Source organism: Sphingomonas sp. YR710 (assembly GCF_900101455.1).
Classification (GTDB): Bacteria; Pseudomonadota; Alphaproteobacteria; order Sphingomonadales; family Sphingomonadaceae; genus Rhizorhabdus.
In genome coordinates this window covers 142,320-161,332 of the sequence record NZ_FMZJ01000007.1, presented here as the reverse complement: position 1 = coordinate 161,332, position 19,013 = coordinate 142,320, and the positions used below count along the sequence as shown (strand labels likewise).

The following is a 19,013-nucleotide window of genomic DNA, read 5'->3' as shown; positions in this document are numbered from 1 at the left end:
TCTAGCCTTTGGTCATGAAAAAGATTTTGCTCGTTGCTGCCGGCTTGCTTGGCGGGCTCAGCAACCCTGCCGTTGAAGCCCGTCCGCTCACCATCGAAGACGTCGCATCGCTATCGAGGATTGGATCGGCGGATGCGTCGCCGGACGGTCATTGGCTCGTCTGGGATCAGCGCGAAACCGATATGGCCGCCAATCGCGGCCGCACCGATCTGTGGCGCCTCGATCTGACGCGAAAGGGCGCGAAGCCCGAAAAGCTGGCGGCCGACCCGGTTGTCAACGAATCCGGCCCGTCTTTCTCCGCCAATGCGCGCTGGGTCTATTTCCTGTCGGATAAAGGCGGCCATCAGGGCGTCTGGCGGATTGCGATCGAAGGTGGTGAGGCGATGCCTGTCACCGGCGATCAAGATATCGGCGGTTTCCGGCTGTCACCCGCCAATGACCGGCTTCTCGTCTGGGCGGATCGTCCGATCGGCGCGAAGACGCTGGCCGATGTGAAGACCGTTGGCAACGGCGGCAGTGCCCGCATCTACGATCAACTGTTCGTGCGCCATTGGGATACGTGGGAAGATGGCCAGCGCTCGCAATTGTTCGTGCTGCCGCTGGTCGATGGCAAGGCCGCGGGGGCGGGTGTCGCATTGACGGGCGGATTGGTGGGCGATACGCCGTCAAAACCGTTCGGTGGCGCCAATGAACTCGCTTGGTCGGCCGATGGCAGAACGGTCTATTTCGCGCTGCGCGAAGCCGGTCGGATCGAGCCCTTGTCGACCAATCTCGATATTTTCTCGGCCCCGGCCGACGGATCTGCGGCGCCGGTGAACCTGACGGCAGCGAACAAGGCTACCGATACGATGCCGGCGGTTTCGCCCGACGGCCGCTCGCTCGCTTATGCGGCGATGCAGCGCCCCGGCTTCGAATCGGACCGGCTGGTGCTCTATCTTCGCAACATCGCGACGGGGGCGACGCGCGCGCTCACCAGGGATTGGGACCGATCGGTTGGAAGCGTCGACTGGGCGAAGGACGGCAGGACGATCTACGTCACCGCGCAGGATGTCGGTGATGAAGCGATTTTTGCGATTGACGTCGACAGCGGCAAGCCGACCCGCCTGACGGGGGAGGGCAGTGCCGGTTCGGTAATCCCGACCTACAGGGGCCTGATCTTCACGCTCAATTCGTTGACCGCGCCCAATGATCTTTACGGCATCGCCGATAGCGGGAAACCGGCGCGGCTCACCGAGGTCAACGCCACGAAACTCGCGGGCATCGATATGCCGACGGTCGAGCATTTCAGCTTCAAGGGCGCCAATGGCGACACGGTGTGGGGCTATGCGCTGAAGCCCGTCGGGCTGGCAAAGGATGCGAAGGCGCCGCTCGCCTTTCTGGTCCATGGCGGGCCGCAGGGCAGCTTCGGCAATAGTTGGTCCTATCGCTGGAATCCGGCTTTGTTCACCGGAGCCGGCTATGCCGCTGTGATGATCGATTTCCACGGATCGACCGGCTACGGGCAGGCCTTCACCGATTCGATCAGCACCGATTGGGGCGGCAAGCCGCTTCAGGATCTCAAGCTCGGCCTTGCCGCCGCGACTGCCCGTTACGGATGGATCGACAGCGGCCGCGCTTGTGCGGCGGGTGGCTCTTATGGCGGCTATATGGTCAACTGGATCGCCGGCAACTGGCCGGACGGCTTCCGCTGCCTCATCACCCATGACGGCGTGTTCGATGCCCGCGCAATGGCCTATGAAACCGAGGAACTGTGGTTCGACGAATGGGAACATGGCGGGCCTTATTATGAAAAGGCCGCCGACTATGAAAAATGGAACCCGGTGCTCCATGTCGATCAGTGGCGGACACCGATGCTGATCATCCATGGCGAGAAGGATTATCGCATCCCCGACACCCAGGGCCTGGCCGCCTTTACCGCCGCCCAGCGCCGTGCGGTGCCGTCGCGGCTGCTGATATTCCCGGACGAGAATCACTGGGTGCTCAAGCCGAAGAACAGCGTCCAATGGTATCATGAGGTGCTGGGCTGGATGGATAAGTGGACCAATACGAATTGACGCTCGACGGACGCTGTCGGGCAAAAATCGGATAATGGCCAAGATGGGGTAGCAAAAGCGGCGCAGTCCCCGCTAAAGCCGTGGCCATCATGACCATCGACAAGACTTTCGACCCCGCCGCCATCGAGGCCCGCTGGTATCCGCATTGGGAGCAGGGCGGCCTGTTCCGTCCTGCGCGCGACAATGCAGAGCCGTTCACGATCGTGATCCCGCCGCCGAACGTCACCGGCAGCCTGCATATCGGCCACGCGCTCGACAATACGCTGCAGGATGTGCTGATCCGCCATGCCCGCCTCAAGGGCAAGGATGCGCTCTGGGTGGTCGGCACCGATCATGCCGGCATCGCGACCCAGATGGTGGTCGAACGCCAGATGGCGCTGCACCAGCAAAAGCGCACCGATTTCACCCGCGACGAATTCGTCGAGAAGGTCTGGGCGTGGAAGGAAGAGAGCGGGGGCACGATCACCGGCCAGCTCCGCCGTTTGGGCGCCTCATGCGACTGGGCGAATGAGCGCTTCACGATGGATGCCGGCTTTTCGAAGGCGGTCATCAAGGTGTTCGTCGAGCTCTACAACCAGAAGCTGCTCTATCGTGACAAGCGGCTTGTGAACTGGGATCCGGGCCTGAAGACCGCGATCTCCGATCTCGAGGTCGAGACCAAGGAGATCCAGGGAAAGTTCTGGCACTTCAGCTATCCGCTCGCTGACGGCAGCGGCACGATCTCGGTCGCGACGACGCGACCGGAGACGATGCTCGCCGACATGGCGGTCGCGGTGAATCCCGAGGATGATCGCTACAAGTCGCTGATCGGGAAGATGGTCAAACTGCCGATCACCGGCCGGCTGATCCCGATCGTGGCCGACGAGCATGCCGATCCCGAACTGGGTTCAGGCGCGGTGAAGATCACGCCGGGGCATGACTTCAACGATTTCGAGGTCGGCAAGCGCGCGGGCATCAAGGCCGGCGACATGCTCAACATGCTTGATGCCGAAGCGAACGTGATCCAGACCGCCGACGGCCTGATCCCGGCCGATCTGCTCGGGCTGGAACGGTTCGAAGCGCGCAAGAGGGTCGTCGCTCTGATCGACGAGGCTGGCCTGCTGGAAAAGGTCGAGGATCGCGTCATCCAGACGCCGTACGGCGATCGCTCTGGCGTGGTGATCGAGCCGTGGCTCACCGATCAATGGTATGTCGATGCCGCAACCTTGGCCAAACCGGCGATCGAGGCGGTGCGATCGGGCGCGATCAAGGTCGTCCCCGAAAGCTGGACCAAGACCTATTATAACTGGCTCGACAATATCCAGCCATGGTGCGTCTCGCGCCAGCTCTGGTGGGGGCATCAGATCCCGGCATGGTATGGCGATGACGGCAAATGCTATGTCGCCGAAGATGAAGCCGGCGCGCAAGCGCTGGCCGGCGACAGCGTCGCCCTGACCCGCGACAGCGACGTGCTCGATACCTGGTTCTCGTCGGCCTTGTGGCCGTTCGGCACGCTCGGCTGGCCCGATGCCGAAAAGCCCCTCCCTGCCAAGGGAGGGGTTGGGGAGGGGCAGTCCGCAGAGAAAAGCGGTGGGATTGCCCAAACATCAACTCCCCTGCCGGACGGACCCACCCCCCCACCCCCTCCCTTGGCAGGGAGGGGGAGTAAGTTGGCCCGCCACTACCCCAATGACGTGCTGATCTCCGGTTTCGACATCCTGTTCTTCTGGGATGCCCGGATGATCATGCAGGGCTTGCACTTCATGAAAGAAGTGCCGTTCAAGACCTTGTATCTGCACGGTCTCGTCCGCGCGGCCGATGGCTCGAAGATGTCGAAGTCGAAGGGCAATACGGTCGATCCGCTCGGCCTGATCGATCGCTTCGGCGCCGATGCCTTGCGCTTCACCCTGACCGCGATGGAGAGCCAGGGCCGCGACATCAAGCTCGATGAGAAGAGGGTCGAGGGCTATCGCAACTTCGCGACCAAGCTCTGGAACGCCGCGCGCTTCGCCCAGTCCAACGGCATCGGCGCCTCGGCGACATTGGAGCCGCCGGTGGCCGATCTGCCCGTCAACCGCTGGATCATCGCCGAGACCGTCAAGACGGTGCAGGCGCTCGATCTCGCGATTGCCGACCTGCGCTACGACGAATCCGCGAACATCATCTATCAGTTTGCGTGGTCGCGCTTTTGCGACTGGTATCTCGAACTGATCAAGCCAAGCTTTGCCTCGGGCGAGGGCGCCGATGAGTGTCGCGCGGTCGCCGGCTGGGTGCTCGATCAGATCCTCGTCATGCTCCATCCGTTCATGCCCTTCATCACCGAGGAACTATGGCATGCGCTGGGCGACCGGCCAAACGACATCATCGTCGCGCGCTGGCCGATGGCGGATGCACGCGCGCTTGATCCGGCGGCGGCGGAAGAGATCGACTGGCTGATCCGGCTGGTGAACGAGGTCCGCACCGCGCGGACCGGGCTCAACGTGCCGCCCGGTGCGAAACTCAAGGCGCATGTCCGCGATGCGAGCGCGCTCACGAGTGCGCGGCTCGAGCGGCAGGCGGCGGCGATCGCGCGGCTTGCCCGGATCGAACTCGCGGAGGGCGATGCGACGGGCGGAGGTGCCGCCCAGATCGTCGTCGATGAGGCGACCTTCGTGCTGCCGCTCGAAGGCGTGATCGATCTCGATGCCGAACGCGCCCGCCTCGCCAAGGGTATTGCCGCCGCCGAGAAGGAACGCGATGCGCTGGCCGGGCGGCTTGGCAATCCGAGCTTCGTCGAACGTGCCAAGCCCGAGGCGGTCGCGAAGGCGCGCGAGGACCATGCCGAAAAATCGCTGGAGGCCGAACGCCTGGCGGCCGCACTGGCGCGTCTAGCATGAGCGGACCTCCCCGGCGGGGCGATCTGACGGAGGGGCCGATTGGCCGCACCCTGTTGATGTTCGCCTTGCCGACGCTTGGCGCTAACATTCTGCAGTCGCTCAATGCGTCGATCAACATGGTGTGGGTGGGGCGTTTCCTCGGTGAGAACGCGCTGGCCGCGACCTCCAATGCCAGCAACGTGCTGTTCCTGATGATCAGCGGCGCATTCGGCTTCGGCATGGCGTCGACGGTGTTGATCGGTCAGCATATGGGGCGGCGCGATATCGATGGCGTGCGGCGGACGATCGGTGCTGCGATCGCGGTGTTCCTGTTGTTTGGTCTTGCGGCGTCGGTCTTCGGTTGGCTGCTGACCGATCGCATCCTGCATTTCCTGGCGACACCGCCCGGTGCGAGTGAACTCGCGAGCATCTATCTACATTATATCTTCCTGTCGGTGCCGCCGCTGTTCATGCTTACGCTCCTCATGATGGGGCTACGCGGCACCGGCGATTCGATGTCGCCCTTGCTATTCATGATCTTGTCGGTGGCGCTCGATGCAGGGCTCAACCCGTTTCTGATCGCGGGGATCGGCCCGTTTCCGCGGCTCGGGATCGAGGGCGCGGCGGTGGCGACGATCATCGCCAACTATGTATCGGCCGCCGGTTTGATCGCCTTCATCTATGCGCGCGATCTACCGCTGCGTTTGCGCGGCCGCGAGTGGCGCTATCTGCTGGCGCCCGGCTGGCCGTTGCTCCGGCTGATCCTCTCGCGCGGTATCGCGATGGGCCTTCAGATGACGGTTCTGACCCTGGCGGGCATCGCGATGATCGGGCTGATCAACCGGGCGGGCGTCAGCACGGTTGCGGCTTATGGCGTCGCCTCGCAGCTCTGGAACTATGTTCAGATGCCGGCGATGGCGGTGGGCGCCGCGGTCAGTGCGATGGCGGCGCAGAATATCGGCGCCGGTCGCTGGGACCGGGTCAATGCGATCACGCGCCAGGGCATCATCGCCAATATCGGCATGACGGGGCTGCTCGTGGCGTTGCTCCTGTTCTTCAATCGGCAGGTCGTCGGCCTCTTCCTCGGAATGGACAGTCCGGCCTTGCCTATCGCCGAGCATATTCAGCATATTGCCGGCTGGAGCTTCATCATCTCGGGCGTCATGATGGTGTGGTCCGGCGTCGTCCGCGCGAATGGCGTCGTGATCGCGCCGTTGATCATCATGACGGTGGCGTTCCTGCCGGGCAGGGTCGGCTTTGCGTTTGCCACCGAACATTGGCTGGGCACCGACGGCCTGTGGTGGAGCTATCCGTTCGGTTCGGCGTTGGCGACGTTCCTGACGTGGCTCTATTATCGTTATGGCGACTGGCGCAGCAATACCTTCGCCGACATTGCCGAACGCGCCGAGCATGCGGAGCTGGCCCCCGTCGGCTGAGAGTGGCTTGTGAAGGTGCGTCTTTGCCGCATTTCATAACAGACTCTCGGCTACGGAAAATGATGCAGCGATGCGGCTTAAGCGTTAGAGCGGCGCCATGACTCACGCCGCCTTTCCCGCCCTCCGCCTCCGCCGCTCGCGTCGCTATGCTTGGAGCCGCGCAATGTTCGCGGAGAATGTCCTGACGCCGGCCAATCTGATCTGGCCCTTGTTCATCGCGTGGGGCGATGTCGAGGAGCCGATCGCGTCGCTGCCCGGCGTGTCGCGCTGGCCAATCGCGATGATCGGCGATCGCGCCCGTGAAGCAAAGGCTGCGGGCATCCCATGCCTCGCCCTGTTCCCGAACACGCCGCGCGAACTGCGCAGCGACGATGGCCGTGAGGCGCTCAATCCCGATAATCTGATGTGCCGCGCGATCAAGGCGATCAAGGATGCGGTGCCCGATATTGGCGTGCTCACCGATGTCGCGCTCGATCCCTATACCAGCCACGGCCATGACGGACTCGTCGACGCCCAGGGGCGCGTGCTCAACGATCCGACGAGCGCGGTTCTGGTCGAACAGGCGCTGGTCCAAGCTCATGCCGGCAGCGACATTATCGCCCCGTCCGACATGATGGATGGCCGGGTCGGCGCGATCCGCAATGCGCTGGAGGCGGCAGGCCATGTCGATGTGCAGATCATGGCCTATGCCGCCAAATATGCGAGCGCCTTCTACGGCCCGTTCCGCGATGCCGTCGATACGCGCGGCCTTCTGAAGGGCGACAAGAAGGGCTATCAGATGAGCCCGTCCAATTCCGAAGAGGCGTTGCGCGAGGTCGCGCTCGATCTGGCCGAGGGCGCTGACAGCGTGATGGTGAAGCCGGGTCTGCCCTATCTCGATATCGTCCGGCTGGTGAAGGATCGGTTCGGGGTGCCGGTGTTCGCTTATCAGGTGTCCGGCGAATATGCGATGATCGAGGCGGCGGCGGCCGTGGGCGCCGGCGATCGCGACGCGCTGGTGCTCGAGACGCTGATGTCGTTCAAACGGGCAGGGGCGTCGGGCGTGTTGACCTATCACGCGTTGCATGCGGCGCGGCTGATGGGTGGCTGAGATGCGATGATCGAAACCGCGCGGCTGATCCTCCGCCGCTGGCAGGACTGCGATCGCGCGCCCTTCCACGCGATGGGCAATGATCCGCGCGTGATGGCGTTTCTCGGCGCGTCGCAGTCGCTCGATGATGTCGATGCCGGGATAAAGCGCCAGAATGACTTCATCGATCGGCTCGGTCATGGATTCTGGGCGATCGAACGCCGGTCCGACCATGAATTTCTGGGCTTTTGCGGGATCAAGCCGGGTGCCGTCGGCACGCCGATCGAAAACCTGCCCGAGATCGGCTGGCGTCTCGCAGCCAGGCATTGGGGGCAGGCCTATGCCAAGGAGGCCGCGCTGGCGAGCCTCACCTGGGGATGGGAAAATCTGGCGGATGATGCGATCTGGGCGATCACGGTGCCTGCCAATGTCCGCTCCTGGGGCCTCATGGAGCGAATCGGCATGACGCGGCGGCACGATCTGGATTTCGATTTTCCGGGCTTCTCGTTGGATCATCCGCTGCGGCGCCATATCTCGTACATGATCGGGCGGGCGGCCTCGTAACTTTATCGCCATCTTTACCGAATGGAGATATAAGCAAGCCGGGGAGTGCGTGCATGCGAACGATGCTGCTATTGCCGATCATCGCTTTTGCCGGATCGGCCCATGCCGCCAATGTCGCGCATCCCGCGGTGATCGAACTCTATCAAAGCCAGGGTTGTTCGTCCTGCCCGCCGGCCAATGCTGTGCTCAACGCGATCGCCGACCGCCCCGATCTGATCGCGCTCAATTTCAGCGTCACCTATTGGGATCAGCTCGGCTGGAAGGACAGTTTCGGCCAGGCGGCTTTCACCGCGCGCCAGTGGGATTATGCGAAAGGCGGCGGACGGAGCCAGGTCTATACGCCCCAGATCATCGTTAACGGCCGCTACGCGCTGGTGGGCAGTCGCCAAGCCGACGTCGAGGCGGCGCTTGCGCGCTTCGATCGCGGCGCGGACGAACCCATGATCGCCGTGGCGAACGGGAAGGTCAGCGTTTCCGCCGGGCATCCCGGGAAGGAAGCGATCGTCTGGGCGGTGCGCTACGATCCGCGGACGATCGATGTCGCCATCCGCGCGGGCGAAAATGGCGGGCGGACCTTGCCGCATCGGAACATCGTCCGGCAACTGGTGGAGATTGGGCGCTGGCATGGCGCGATGGCAAGCTATGCGGTGCCACCCGGCGCGGCCGGGCTGGAAACGGCGATCCTCATCCAGGCGGGGCGCGGCGGTCCCATTATCGCGGCGAAGCGGGGTTAATTGCCACACGGCGTTTGACATCGCGGAGCCAAGGCGCGACTTTGTCGTTAGTCCCAGAAGAGGGCCAACATTGGAGGGTTAGATGCCTGTATCCGAAACTGCTGTCGTCGAACGGATTGCGCGGGTTCTGGCCGGTCAGCGCCTGAGCGTGAACGGTGATGGCGCGTCGGCGCATTGCGCCGAGGCCGTTGACGATGGCTGGCCAAACCATGTTTCGGACGCGGTGGCGATCCTGCACACGTTGCGCGAGCCCGACCGCACGATGGCGCAGGTGGGGGATCCGGTAATCTGGCGCGCGATGGTGATGGCGGCGCTCGAAACCGCCTAATCCTCGAGCGCGTCGAGCAGCGCCGTTGCGATGATCTCGCTCCAGTGGCGCTGCCCGGCGGTGTCCGCGAGCAGATCCTGCCGGACCTCGAGTTCGACATAAGGCATGTCCGCCGGGAAGGCGTGCAGCGGCACCGTATAGTCGGTCGCATCCATATGATAAGGTTGGTTGTCGCCCACGATCAGCCCGTGCTCCTGTTGCAGCCGGACGAGGACTGCCTGCGCAAAGCCCTCATTTCCGCCCTCATGAAGCACGCCGACGTGCCATGGCCGCGGCTTGCCCATCATCACCGGCGTGAAGCTGTGCAGCGACACGAGGATCGTATCATGGCGGGCCTGGGCGCGTCGTTCGATCTCCAGCGCGATGGCCTGGTGATAGGGCATCTGGATTGCGCCGATCCGTGCCGCGCGGGCTTCCTCGCTCAGATCGCGATTGCCCGGGATGGCGGTGCCGTCCGACGAGTCCGGTATCGCATCGTCCGCCGCCGGATCGCGATTGCAGTCGATCACCAGCCGTGAATAGGCCTGATGGACGAATCCGCAGTCGAGCCGCTGTGCCAATGCCTCGCCCAATCCCCGAACGCCGATGTCGGAGGCGATGTGACGACCGAAATCCGCCGCGCTTACGCCCAGATTGCCGAGCACCGCCGGCACCGAAATTCCCGCATGATCGCCGATCAGCAGGAACGGCGACGGCCGATCGGGGTTGAACGCTATGACGGGGGCGGGATCGCCCAGGCCGAGCAATGTCAGCGGCTGTTGGGTCGCCATGAGGAACGCTTTCTCTGATGCCATTGCTGACGATACGCCATGTCACCGAATATACCTATCGCCAGCCGGTGACGTTCGGCGAGCATCGCATCATGATGCGCCCGCGCGAAAGCTATGATCAACGGCTGGTCGAGGCGCGGCTCGAGATCGATCCTGAGCCCGCCGAGCTGCGCTGGTTGCACGACGTGTTCGGCAATTCGGTGGCGATCGCCCGGTTCGACAAACGGGCGAAGCGGTTGCGGGTCGAAAGCTTCGCCCGGCTTGATCATGCGCCGTTGCCCGCCCACCATGTCGATGTCGAGGATTATGCCCGGCTCTACCCATTCACCTATTCGTCGGAAGACATGCCCGATCTGCTGCGCTCGATCGAGCGCCAGCACCTCGACCCCTATCGGGTGATCGACACATGGGCGCGTCGCTTCGTCCGAAACGACGGTACGACCGGGACGGTCGACATGTTGAGTGCGATGGCGCTGCAGATTCGCGAGGAATTCACCTATGTCGCGCGCCACGAAAAGGGGACACAGACCCCGATCGAAACGTTGAAAAAGAAACAAGGTACGTGCCGCGATTATGCGGTGCTGATGATTGAGGCGGTGCGTGCGCTGGGCTTCGCAGCGCGCTTCGTTTCCGGTTATGTGTACAACCCATCACGGGGGGAGGGCGTCGTCGGGGGCGGCAATACCCATGCCTGGGTCCGGATCTTCCTGCCGGGATCCGGGTGGGTCGAATTCGATCCGACGAACGGCATCATTGGCAATCGCGGCCTGATCCGCGTCGCGGTCGCGCGCGATCCCTATCAGGCGGTGCCCCTGTCCGGCACCTGGAGCGGCTTTCCCAACAGCAGCACCGGCATGACCGTCGATGTGGATGTCCACATCGTGGACCCTGCGGCGTCCATCGGCGTTTCCGTTTCCGACGGCGCCGTCAACAGCCGCCTCAATAACCCGAAGGAAAGCTAAAGAGATGTTGATCCGCGCAGGATATGAAATGCGGTTTGAAACGAAGGCGCCCGCAGCGATGATGGCGTTGCTCAGCGTTCATCCGTCGCGGAACAAGGATCTGCGCACCCCTCATCGGATCATGGGTTCGCCCGATGTGCCGATCTACGATTATATCGATGGGTTCGGAAATGTCGCTTCGCGGCTTACCGTTCCCCGGGGCGGCGTAACCCTGTCCGCCGATTTCCTGATCGAGGATGACGGTCAACCCGATGTCCGCGCGCCCGATGGCTTGCAGATGCGGGTCGAAGATCTGCCTGACGATGTGCTGATCTTCCTGCTGGGCAGCCGTTATTGCGAAACCGATCGATTGATGGAGATGGCTTGGGGCGAGTTCGGCCATCTGCAATCGGCGCGCGATCGTGTCGAAACGATCGTCGCGTTTGTTCATAACCATATCAGCTTCGGCTATGAACATGCCCGCTCCGACAAGACAGCCTGGAACGGCTATCAGGAGAAGCTCGGTGTCTGCCGTGATTTCGCGCATCTCGCGGTTACCTTGTGCCGCTGCATGAACATCCCCGCGCGCTACTGCACCGGCTATCTCGGCGATATCGGCGTGCCGGTATCCGATGCGCCGATGGACTTCAGCGCGTGGTTCGACGTGTTCGTAGATGGTGACTGGTACACCTATGATGCCCGCCACAATGCCCCGCGTATCGGCCGCATTCTGATGGCGCGGGGGCGGGATGCCACGGACACCGCGCTGACCACCAATTTTGGCCCGGCGGAACTGACTTCATTCGTGGTGACGACCGAGGAGGTTCAGCACGTCGATTGATGGGCGCAAGCTGAACCTGCGTTAAACGTGGCATTCAGCGTCGCTCCATCTCGAATCGGATATAAGTCCAACATCGGTGCCTTTGGCTTTTGTCGAGATGCCTGAAAATGTTGGAGATCCGAAATGATCCGCAAGCTTGTATTGCCCCTAGCGCTCGCAGCATCGGCCGCATGCGCCTTCTTGCCTAGCGCGGCATCCGCCCGCACCATCGTAGAGTTTTCGGTTGGCGGCGGCTACCCTTATGGAGGCTATTATGGCCCGGGCTATTACTATGGCCCTGCTTATTACAGCTATCCCGCTTATTATTATGGTAGGCCGGGGTTTTATTATCGAGATGGATGGCGCGAACATCGCCGCTGGGATCATGATCGTGGTCGCCACGATCACTGGGACCATGATCGCGGGGACCATGGCCGCCGCGGCTGGTAAGGCATCTGGGAGCGTCCGGGAACGGGCGTTCCCCTTTCGGTTTTAGCCGTACGCCGCGCAGTGCAAGTCAACCGGTGCCGGATTGCGATGGCATCGGCGCCGCGCCGTGCGAACCAGAAATGTTCGTGATGGGAAGCGAAGTTGTTATCGCTGGACGACTCCGGGGCTATGTCGGCGACCAGCAATTTCCGTTCCGTGTCCCGTCTTCACGTCAGCCGCCGGCTTTCCCGCAATTCCCAGGACGTGATGGCCGTCACGCTCATGATCATCATCTCTACGCTAAGGTAACGAAGTTCGAAGGGCGGGGCGCTGTTCACGCCTTATCGCAGCAGCCGTCGGCGGGAGATTGAAGATGGGCTTTATGCGGCAGGGGATCGTTCGTTCGACCGGATTCGCGCCGGGGCACGCGATGGCTGTTGGCGCGCAACTGCCGGGGGAGGGCCGGATGGCGATGGAAACGGGGATGATTGCGGCGCGGACGGCGTGGGGGACGGGCATGATCACCCCAGATGGGGGCGGCAACATGGTCGAATTCACGCGGTTCAGTTTCTTCCCGCCCTGGTCGGTCGCCCAGCCCGGTGCGCGCGTCGAGTTCGAACGAAGCCCGCGGATGGATGAGGCGTGGCTCGTGCGGCTGGTGGTTTGAGCAGTTGATCCGAAAGCGACTGTTCTGATGGCGATATCTTGTACGGTGGGGGCACCTATGATCGAATGCAACAACGGTAGCGCTCGGCGGCCGCGCACATTGGCTGGCTTGTTCGGTGGGCATAATCTTCCGTTGGACGCCGTGCCGAGCGGCCGCGTCAACCTGTCGAACGCGCAGCTTGTGCAGGTTGCCCTGTCGGTGGTTCGAACGCGACGCCGGCGTGAGGCTTTATTGGGGCCGGATCTATTTGCCGATCCGGCATGGGATATGCTCCTCGATCTCTACATTGCCGAAATGTCGGGCGGGCCGCTTTCGGTGTCGACGCTGGCGGCGGGCGCCGCAGTGCCGGCCACCACCGCATTGCGCTGGATGGGGGTGCTTCAACAGCACGAACTGATCTGGCGTGAGCCGGACGACAAAGATGGCCGCCGCACGATCATTCGGGTCGCGCCAAAGGCCATCGCCGCCGTTGAAACCATGCTGAATCACCTGTTTGACGGCTTCCTTGTCGCGCACGAGATTGGCGGTCTCTAGGGTCGGCTGTCATTGCGCCCGCTCTCTCATCGAGCCACCTGATGGCGGTATCATAGCGGCAGCGGAAGATCGGGCTGCCGCCGCCTGAACCGGAAAAGCACCAGAGGCCGAAACCCCTCAACGCAGCGCGAAGGCACCTTGCCGCCACCAAAGCCGGGGCACGCGCCTAACGCAGCGCCTCGCCCTCCTGTCGCAGTCTTCCAAATTGCACGCCGCTGCCGACTACTGGCGGCGAGGATCAGTGCGCGCGCAAATCCTGGCCCGGTTGCGCCCGCCCATCGAATCCGCCAAATAGGCGCATTGACGATGAACGTGCGATCGGCATCTGATCGGCGTCGACGCCGATTTTTGGCACGTTTGCGTGATCGTATTTTGCGACATGAATTGAAGTTGCAGGGTGGAATTCGTATTTATGAACAAAGATTCCGGCGATTATATGGAAATCAAAGGGCTTTGGATTGCAATATTTACGATTATGATGGTTTCGATATATTGCTATATTTGCTATAGTTTGCTTCGAAGTTTTCCCGATCCATGCCATTCATCCCAGGATATTGCCTGTCAAAATTTGAATGCCGCGCAGACGCTTAACATCGTAACGCTGCTTGGAATTTTCGTATCGGGAATTGGCACGGTCGCGCTGGTGGTCACCGTGTACTACAGCCACAAGGCCACCAATGCGGCCGCCGAAGCCGTGAAGATTGCGAATGCGACGGCGCAGCAGGCGCGCGACATGTCCTACAAGGAATTGCGGCCCTATATCTTCGCCGCAGGAAAATTGAATATTCGCGAGATTGATAAGAAGCAAGAAAATGTCGTCGTCGGCAGGCGCTTCGAGATATCCTGGAAAAATGAAGGAAAAACGCCGGCAATCAATGTGGCATCACAAGCCAATTATATATTGGCTGATGGGGATCTTCCAGCAAACTTTAACTTTCCAAATCGATATTCACCCAATTCGGTCGGCACTCTAGGGCCTGGCGGAATTTTCAACAGCTCCACGGGGCATATGAGCCTGGATGAGGTGCGATCCGTAATAAACAAGAAGAAGATGTTGTATATTTACGGATGGGTTGAATATGATGAATTTTCCGGAAAAAAGCGGCACAGAACAGAATATTGCTCCAAGGCAGAATATTATAATTCAGAAGAGCCGGACAGTAATGAGCTGGAAGTAACTTATTATATGCAGCCGCAGTTCAATGATATGGACGAAAACTGCCGCCGATTCGAACGCGACAACAGCGACTCCCGATGATGGTAAGCGGTTCTAGTCCAGCCGGGCTGCGGAGCCATGCGCTGCATTCTCCGCCGAGCCATCCGAAAGGTGGGGTAAAGGCTCCCTTAGGAGCCTCACATTCTTCCGGCTTTCCAGCCGGTTGGAAGAATGGTGGGCGCGGCAAGGATTGAACTTGCGACCCCTGCGATGTCAACACAGTGCTCTACCACTGAGCTACGCGCCCAACGGGGGGCTCACTAGCCGAGAGGATCGGCCTGCGCAAGCCCCGCCAGCGTCATTCGGTTGAAAGGCGGAAAAAGCTTCTGTGCCAAGCAGAAGCGAGCCATGGCGCCGGGCCCGCGCAGGATTTCAAAGGCCCGAGGCGCTACCCACCTGGAACATGCGATCGACTTCCAGCACCAGATCGCGCAGGTGAAACGGCTTGGACAACACCTTTGCATCGGGCGGCGTCGCTCCGCTTTTCAGCGTTACGGCGGCGAAGCCGGTGATGAACATCACGCGCATCGAGGGCGCGATCACGTTTGCGCGTTGCGCCAGTTCGATGCCGTCCATTTCCGGCATCACGATATCGGTCAGCAGCAGATCGAATGCCTCGCTTTCCAGCAAGGGCAGAGCCGCGGTGCCGCGGTCGACGGCCTTCACCGAATATCCGGTGCGCTCCAGCGCGCGCGCCAGATACTCGCGCATCGAATCATCATCTTCGGCCAGCAATATCCGGATCATCGTTTTTGTCTGTCGTCCCGAATGCCCTGCGGCCACGCGGCCGCCCCGGAGCATACTTATGCTGCAATCCATTAATAAATTCCAGCGTGGCCTGAAAAATAGGAGCGGAAGCTGACGAGTCGGCTCCGGTGGGGCCCGCGGCGGCGAATATTGGCGTCGTCCTTCATGGCGGCAGCGATCGACCGTTGCCCGACGGAACCGGAACGCATAGCAAGAGATGTGACCATGGCCCGCGACGAATGCCCCTTTCAGGTGATCGGCTCCGATCGGCCGGTTGGCCCGATCCTGATCTCGGTTCCGCACGCTGGGCGCGAATATCCGCCGGAATTGGCGGGGCTGTGCCGTCATCCGCTCGAGGCGCTGGTCGGGCTGGAGGATCGTTTCGCCGATCTGCTGATCGACGATGCCGTCGCAGGCGGTACGTCGGCGGTGGTTGCGCGGCGCGCGCGCGCCTGGATCGATCTCAATCGCGATCCGCGCGAGATCGATCCGGGGATGGTGGCCTTCTCGCTCGATCCCGGCCGGGCGATATTGAGCATCAAGGTGCGGGGCGGGCTGGGGCTTGTCCCGCGGCGATTGCCGGCACTCGGCGAATTATGGAACCGGCGTTTGATAGTGGCCGAGATTCAGGCTCGTCTCGATGGTGTGCATGCGCCTTATCATCGCACCGTGGCGCTGTTGCTTGCGGCGATGCGGCGCGATCATGGCCATGCCGTGCTGATCGACTGCCATTCGATGCCGGCCTTGCCGCGCGATGCCGCCGGCCGGGCGATCGACATCGTCGTGGGGGACAGATTTGGCCGCAGCGCGGACGACGATATTGTCGATTGCGCGTTGATGGCGGCCGAGGCGCATGGCCTGCGGGCGGTCAGGAATGCGCCTTATGCGGGGGGCTATACGCTCGATCGCCATGGCAACCGCCGGGCCGGCGTGCACGCCATTCAGCTCGAATTCGCGCGTGCGCTCTATCTGGATGGCGTTGGGCAGCCGGTATTGACGGGATTGGATCGGTGCCGATCGCTGCTAGCCGATGTCGCGCGGCGTCTGTCTGCGTTGCTGTCCCGCCAAACGGGTCTTCCCGTCGCCGCCGAATGATTGGCTTCAGCCAATAAAAAAACCACCCCGTGCTTCCGCACGAGGTGGCCAAGGTTCAGGGAGGAACGCATCCCGCAGGACGCGCTAGTGCGAGGTTGCGAAAGGGGGGCACAACCGCCGCACAACAGCAAGATAGGGAGATATTTTTCCGGTTTCAAGGGCGGATCGTCCCAGTCCGGGAAATTCCTTATGCTGCCGTCATTTGTTCCTCCAGTCGCGTGTCAGGCGGGGATGCCGAGATCGGGAAGCGGCACTTTTCCCTGCTGCATCTGCATAGCGAAAATGTCGCGGAGCAGGTTCAGCGAGAAGAGATGCGCGAAGATCAGCGCCATCATCCCCGATTGCGTCATCTTGCGCAGGACATCGCCGCGCAGATCGCGCAACCGCTCTTCCGAAACCATCTGGAAGCCGCGATAGACGAAGGGCTGGCCGCCGCCGTCGGGCTGGATCGTGACTTCGCCGTCGATCAGCAGCTTGTTCTGGATCAGCTCCTCGACGAACAGGCCCGTCCGTGCGCCGGCCTGTTCGAACTGCTCACAAAATTCCAGCGTGGCCTTCACCGAAGCCGAAGGCTCGGCGCCATCGAACAGGGGGTCGCCCTCTTCGAAATCGCCGATCACGCCGGCCGTCGGATCGAAGCAGAGCGACAGTTCATCGGTCTCCTGCCGCAGGCGGGCGAGCATGAACGGATAGCGGCGGACGTAAGCCGGCACATAGATGTCGCGGGTCGGCATGCCATTTTCGTCGGTGAAGACGTTGACGCCTTCGTTCAGGCCCATCAGCGCGAGCGGAACCGAAGGAGTTCCCGACGAAAAGACGATCGGATAATGGCGTTGTGCAAAGACGAACTCCTCGATCGTCAGCGGCACGGCGTGGTTCTGCGCGAAAAACGGCGCGGATTCGACCTTGCGGGACTTCCACTGGCCGTGCAGGTTGCTCGAAAGCGGCTGCAATTCTTTGTAGAATAGTGGCAGGGCGTTAGCCGGGGCGCTCGCCATAATATTTCTCCTGAAACCCAGTCTGATCGTTGATCGATGGCGAGCGGAACTCGCAAACGCGCAAGCCGTCTATGGTGCGGCGGGTTTCGGCGCAAGAGGCAGCAGCTTGCCCGGGTTCATGATCCCGTGCGGGTCCAGCGCTTGTTTTATGGCTTGCAGCGTGCGTAGCCGCACGGGATCGCTCAGCCGCACGAATTCGGCGAGCTTGGCCTGGCCGATGCCATGTTCGGCCGAAAGCGTGCCGCCGCGGGCGACGACCAGATCATGCACCGCCGCGCTCGCCGCCGCGCCGAAGCGGGCGATCCAGTGGTCGCGATCCTCGGCTTCGGGCGGCAGCAGGTTGAAATGGATATTGCCGTCGCCGAGATGACCGAACGCGATGATCCGGACGCCGGGGAAATGCGCTTCCACCTCGGTTCGCTCCTCGCGCAGGAACGCCGGCATCGCCGACACCGGCACGGCAATGTCATGCTTCAACGATGGGCCGTCGATGCGTTCGGCCTCCGATATCGATTCGCGCAACGCCCACAGCGCCTCGGCCTGAACGTCGGTGGCGGCGATCGTCGCATCCTCGATCAGGCCGGCCTCGAACGCCGCGGCCAGCGCATCTTGAAGGGCTTCCACCGGATCGGCTCCTCCGTGGAGCCCGACCGCCTCGACCAGCACGTTCCACCGATGAGGCTTGGCCAGCGGGGCCCGCGTGTTGGGAATGTTGCGCAGGACCAGCGCCAGGGCATCGGCGGGCACCAGTTCGAACGACTCGACCGAGTCGCCGATGGTTCCTTCGAGATCGCGCAGCAGGGTCAGCGCGGCATCGGGGCTGGCCAGGCCGATCCATGCTACCGCCCGGCCCGCGATCGCTGGTACGAGCCGCAGGCTGGCGGCGGTGACCACCCCCAAAGTTCCCTCCGCGCCCGCCAGTAGTTGGCGCAGATCATAGCCGCGATTGTCCTTTCGCAAGGTCGCCAGCCCGTCGAAAATCGATCCGTCGGGTAGCACCGCCTCGATCCCGAGCAGCAGGTTGCGCATCGACCCGAAACGCAACACCTGCGTGCCGCCGGCATTGGTGGAGACGAGCCCACCGATCGTCGCCGATCCCTTGGCAGCCAGCGACAGCGGAAAGCGGCGGCCGACTTCTGCCGCGGCATCGTGCAGCACCGACAGGATCACGCCGGCCTCCGCGATCACCGCATTGTCCGCAGTGGAGATCGATCGGATGCTGTTCATCCGGCGTAGCGACATCAACAATGCCGTTCCGTCGGCGGGCGGCGTCGCGCCGGCGACCGTGCCGGTATTGCCGCCCTGGGGCACGATTGCGACATGCGCTTCGGCCGCCAGCCGGACGACTTCGGCAACGTCCTGCACGGTCCTCGGCGCCAGCAGCACCTTGCTCTCGCCATGATATCGGCCGCGCCAGTCGGTCAGCCAGGGTTCGATATCCGATCGGTCGGTGATGAACCCCTGTGGCCCCAGCAGCCGGGCCAGGCGGGCGAGCAGATCGTCGGAAGGGGGGCGGAGATCGGCCATGTGGCGGAACATTATTCAGGGTTCGGACGATTGGCCAGTTAATCCGCTGTTCAAGCCATTGCGCCAATGACGAACGGCTGTAGCATTGTGGACGATATGGTCAGGGTAATTCAGTGAACGCGCGAACGCCTCCATCCCGTCATCCCGGCGAAAGCCGGGATTCTTAGGGCTTGGCACACAGGTGGAAATGCACAGCGGCGGGCTGTCTCCGTCTTCGTCGCGATCATGGGTTCGGGCCTTGGTCGGGGCG

At 62.4% G+C, this 19,013-nt stretch carries 18 protein-coding genes and 1 tRNA gene; 14 read left to right on the top strand and 5 right to left on the bottom strand.

The window, feature by feature from the left end:
* Positions 1-14: 14 nt before the first annotated feature.
* From BLS13_RS10515 to BLS13_RS10485, 7 genes are all read left to right on the top strand, one after another.
* Positions 15-2,054, top strand: a complete 2,040-nt coding sequence (locus BLS13_RS10515; protein WP_093451929.1) for a S9 family peptidase — start codon at positions 15-17, stop codon at positions 2,052-2,054.
* Positions 2,055-2,143: 89 nt separating this feature from the next.
* Entirely contained in the window at positions 2,144-4,909 is a 2,766-nt protein-coding gene (locus tag BLS13_RS10510; RefSeq protein WP_256325808.1) for a valine--tRNA ligase, read from the top strand.
* Positions 4,906-6,324, top strand: a complete 1,419-nt coding sequence (locus BLS13_RS10505) for an MATE family efflux transporter (protein ID WP_093451927.1) — start codon at positions 4,906-4,908, stop codon at positions 6,322-6,324. The genes BLS13_RS10510 and BLS13_RS10505 overlap by 4 nt, the downstream gene beginning before the upstream one ends.
* A 97-nt stretch (positions 6,325-6,421) precedes the next feature.
* The gene (gene hemB / locus BLS13_RS10500) at positions 6,422-7,414 is read left to right on the top strand and encodes a porphobilinogen synthase (RefSeq protein ID WP_093451925.1); all 993 of its coding nucleotides are present in this window, start codon (positions 6,422-6,424) and stop codon (positions 7,412-7,414) included.
* A gap of 6 nt (positions 7,415-7,420) precedes the next feature.
* Positions 7,421-7,957, top strand: a complete 537-nt coding sequence (locus BLS13_RS10495) for a GNAT family N-acetyltransferase (RefSeq protein ID WP_093451924.1) — start codon at positions 7,421-7,423, stop codon at positions 7,955-7,957.
* 53 nt (positions 7,958-8,010) lie between these two features.
* Positions 8,011-8,691 (top strand): DUF1223 domain-containing protein, encoded by a 681-nt coding sequence (locus BLS13_RS10490; protein ID WP_093451922.1) that lies wholly within the window; start codon positions 8,011-8,013, stop codon positions 8,689-8,691.
* Positions 8,692-8,773: 82 nt separating this feature from the next.
* Positions 8,774-9,019 carry a hypothetical protein gene (locus BLS13_RS10485; protein WP_093451921.1) on the top strand — a complete coding sequence of 82 codons (246 nt, stop codon included), beginning with the start codon at positions 8,774-8,776 and terminating at the stop codon, positions 9,017-9,019.
* Here BLS13_RS10485 and BLS13_RS10480 read toward each other — a convergent pair.
* Positions 9,016-9,789, bottom strand: coding sequence for an N-formylglutamate amidohydrolase (locus BLS13_RS10480; protein WP_093451919.1), 774 nt, complete (start codon positions 9,787-9,789; stop codon positions 9,016-9,018). The two genes, BLS13_RS10485 and BLS13_RS10480, sit on opposite strands and share 4 nt — an antisense overlap.
* Positions 9,790-9,806: 17 nt before the next feature.
* On the opposite strand from BLS13_RS10480, the gene BLS13_RS10475 reads away from it, so the two are divergent.
* From BLS13_RS10475 to BLS13_RS10450, 6 genes are all read left to right on the top strand, one after another.
* Positions 9,807-10,751: a transglutaminase family protein gene (locus tag BLS13_RS10475; RefSeq protein WP_093451917.1), complete on the top strand. Its 945-nt coding sequence runs from the start codon at positions 9,807-9,809 to the stop codon at positions 10,749-10,751.
* Positions 10,752-10,755: 4 nt separating this feature from the next.
* Positions 10,756-11,571, top strand: coding sequence for a transglutaminase-like domain-containing protein (locus tag BLS13_RS10470; protein ID WP_093451915.1), 816 nt, complete (start codon positions 10,756-10,758; stop codon positions 11,569-11,571).
* Between the two features lie 123 nt (positions 11,572-11,694).
* Positions 11,695-12,000: a hypothetical protein gene (locus BLS13_RS20350; RefSeq protein WP_143011932.1), complete on the top strand. Its 306-nt coding sequence runs from the start codon at positions 11,695-11,697 to the stop codon at positions 11,998-12,000.
* A 352-nt stretch (positions 12,001-12,352) separates the two neighbouring features.
* A complete protein-coding gene (locus tag BLS13_RS10460; protein ID WP_093451911.1) occupies positions 12,353-12,646 on the top strand; it encodes a hypothetical protein in 294 nt (97 codons plus the stop codon).
* Positions 12,647-12,778: 132 nt separating this feature from the next.
* Positions 12,779-13,180 carry a MarR family winged helix-turn-helix transcriptional regulator gene (locus tag BLS13_RS10455; protein WP_143011931.1) on the top strand — a complete coding sequence of 134 codons (402 nt, stop codon included), beginning with the start codon at positions 12,779-12,781 and terminating at the stop codon, positions 13,178-13,180.
* 412 nt (positions 13,181-13,592) lie between these two features.
* Positions 13,593-14,438 (top strand): hypothetical protein, encoded by an 846-nt coding sequence (locus BLS13_RS10450; protein WP_093451908.1) that lies wholly within the window; start codon positions 13,593-13,595, stop codon positions 14,436-14,438.
* A gap of 130 nt (positions 14,439-14,568) precedes the next feature.
* On the opposite strand, the gene BLS13_RS10445 is transcribed toward BLS13_RS10450, so the two are convergent.
* Positions 14,569-14,643, bottom strand: a tRNA-Val gene (locus BLS13_RS10445).
* 125 nt (positions 14,644-14,768) lie between these two features.
* Positions 14,769-15,143 (bottom strand): cell cycle two-component system response regulator CpdR, encoded by a 375-nt coding sequence (gene cpdR, locus BLS13_RS10440; protein ID WP_037526388.1) that lies wholly within the window; start codon positions 15,141-15,143, stop codon positions 14,769-14,771.
* A 225-nt stretch (positions 15,144-15,368) separates the two neighbouring features.
* On the opposite strand from cpdR, the gene BLS13_RS10435 reads away from it, so the two are divergent.
* A complete protein-coding gene (locus BLS13_RS10435; protein ID WP_093451907.1) occupies positions 15,369-16,238 on the top strand; it encodes an N-formylglutamate amidohydrolase in 870 nt (289 codons plus the stop codon).
* 221 nt (positions 16,239-16,459) lie between these two features.
* Here BLS13_RS10435 and BLS13_RS10430 read toward each other — a convergent pair whose 3' ends face one another.
* Together BLS13_RS10430 and BLS13_RS10425 are read right to left on the bottom strand one after the other, a co-directional pair.
* Entirely contained in the window at positions 16,460-17,236 is a 777-nt protein-coding gene (locus tag BLS13_RS10430) for a SapC family protein (protein ID WP_093451905.1), read from the bottom strand.
* 69 nt (positions 17,237-17,305) lie between these two features.
* Positions 17,306-18,763 (bottom strand): FAD-binding oxidoreductase, encoded by a 1,458-nt coding sequence (locus tag BLS13_RS10425; protein WP_093452027.1) that lies wholly within the window; start codon positions 18,761-18,763, stop codon positions 17,306-17,308.
* Positions 18,764-19,013: the final 250 nt, after the last annotated feature.

Coding starts and splice junctions, on each gene's coding strand:
- BLS13_RS20350 (WP_143011932.1), top strand. CDS start 11,695: ATGATCCGCAAGCTTGTATTGCCCCTAGCGCTCGCAGCATCGGCCGCA.
- BLS13_RS10430 (WP_093451905.1), bottom strand. CDS start 17,236: ATGGCGAGCGCCCCGGCTAACGCCCTGCCACTATTCTACAAAGAATTG.
- BLS13_RS10505 (WP_093451927.1), top strand. CDS start 4,906: ATGAGCGGACCTCCCCGGCGGGGCGATCTGACGGAGGGGCCGATTGGC.
- BLS13_RS10480 (WP_093451919.1), bottom strand. CDS start 9,789: ATGGCGACCCAACAGCCGCTGACATTGCTCGGCCTGGGCGATCCCGCC.
- BLS13_RS10485 (WP_093451921.1), top strand. CDS start 8,774: ATGCCTGTATCCGAAACTGCTGTCGTCGAACGGATTGCGCGGGTTCTG.
- cpdR (WP_037526388.1), bottom strand. CDS start 15,143: ATGATCCGGATATTGCTGGCCGAAGATGATGATTCGATGCGCGAGTAT.
- BLS13_RS10460 (WP_093451911.1), top strand. CDS start 12,353: ATGGGCTTTATGCGGCAGGGGATCGTTCGTTCGACCGGATTCGCGCCG.
- hemB (WP_093451925.1), top strand. CDS start 6,422: ATGACTCACGCCGCCTTTCCCGCCCTCCGCCTCCGCCGCTCGCGTCGC.
- BLS13_RS10470 (WP_093451915.1), top strand. CDS start 10,756: ATGTTGATCCGCGCAGGATATGAAATGCGGTTTGAAACGAAGGCGCCC.
- BLS13_RS10425 (WP_093452027.1), bottom strand. CDS start 18,763: ATGGCCGATCTCCGCCCCCCTTCCGACGATCTGCTCGCCCGCCTGGCC.
- BLS13_RS10435 (WP_093451907.1), top strand. CDS start 15,369: ATGGCCCGCGACGAATGCCCCTTTCAGGTGATCGGCTCCGATCGGCCG.
- BLS13_RS10450 (WP_093451908.1), top strand. CDS start 13,593: ATGAACAAAGATTCCGGCGATTATATGGAAATCAAAGGGCTTTGGATT.
- BLS13_RS10495 (WP_093451924.1), top strand. CDS start 7,421: ATGATCGAAACCGCGCGGCTGATCCTCCGCCGCTGGCAGGACTGCGAT.
- BLS13_RS10515 (WP_093451929.1), top strand. CDS start 15: ATGAAAAAGATTTTGCTCGTTGCTGCCGGCTTGCTTGGCGGGCTCAGC.
- BLS13_RS10510 (WP_256325808.1), top strand. CDS start 2,144: ATGACCATCGACAAGACTTTCGACCCCGCCGCCATCGAGGCCCGCTGG.
- BLS13_RS10490 (WP_093451922.1), top strand. CDS start 8,011: ATGCGAACGATGCTGCTATTGCCGATCATCGCTTTTGCCGGATCGGCC.
- BLS13_RS10475 (WP_093451917.1), top strand. CDS start 9,807: ATGCCATTGCTGACGATACGCCATGTCACCGAATATACCTATCGCCAG.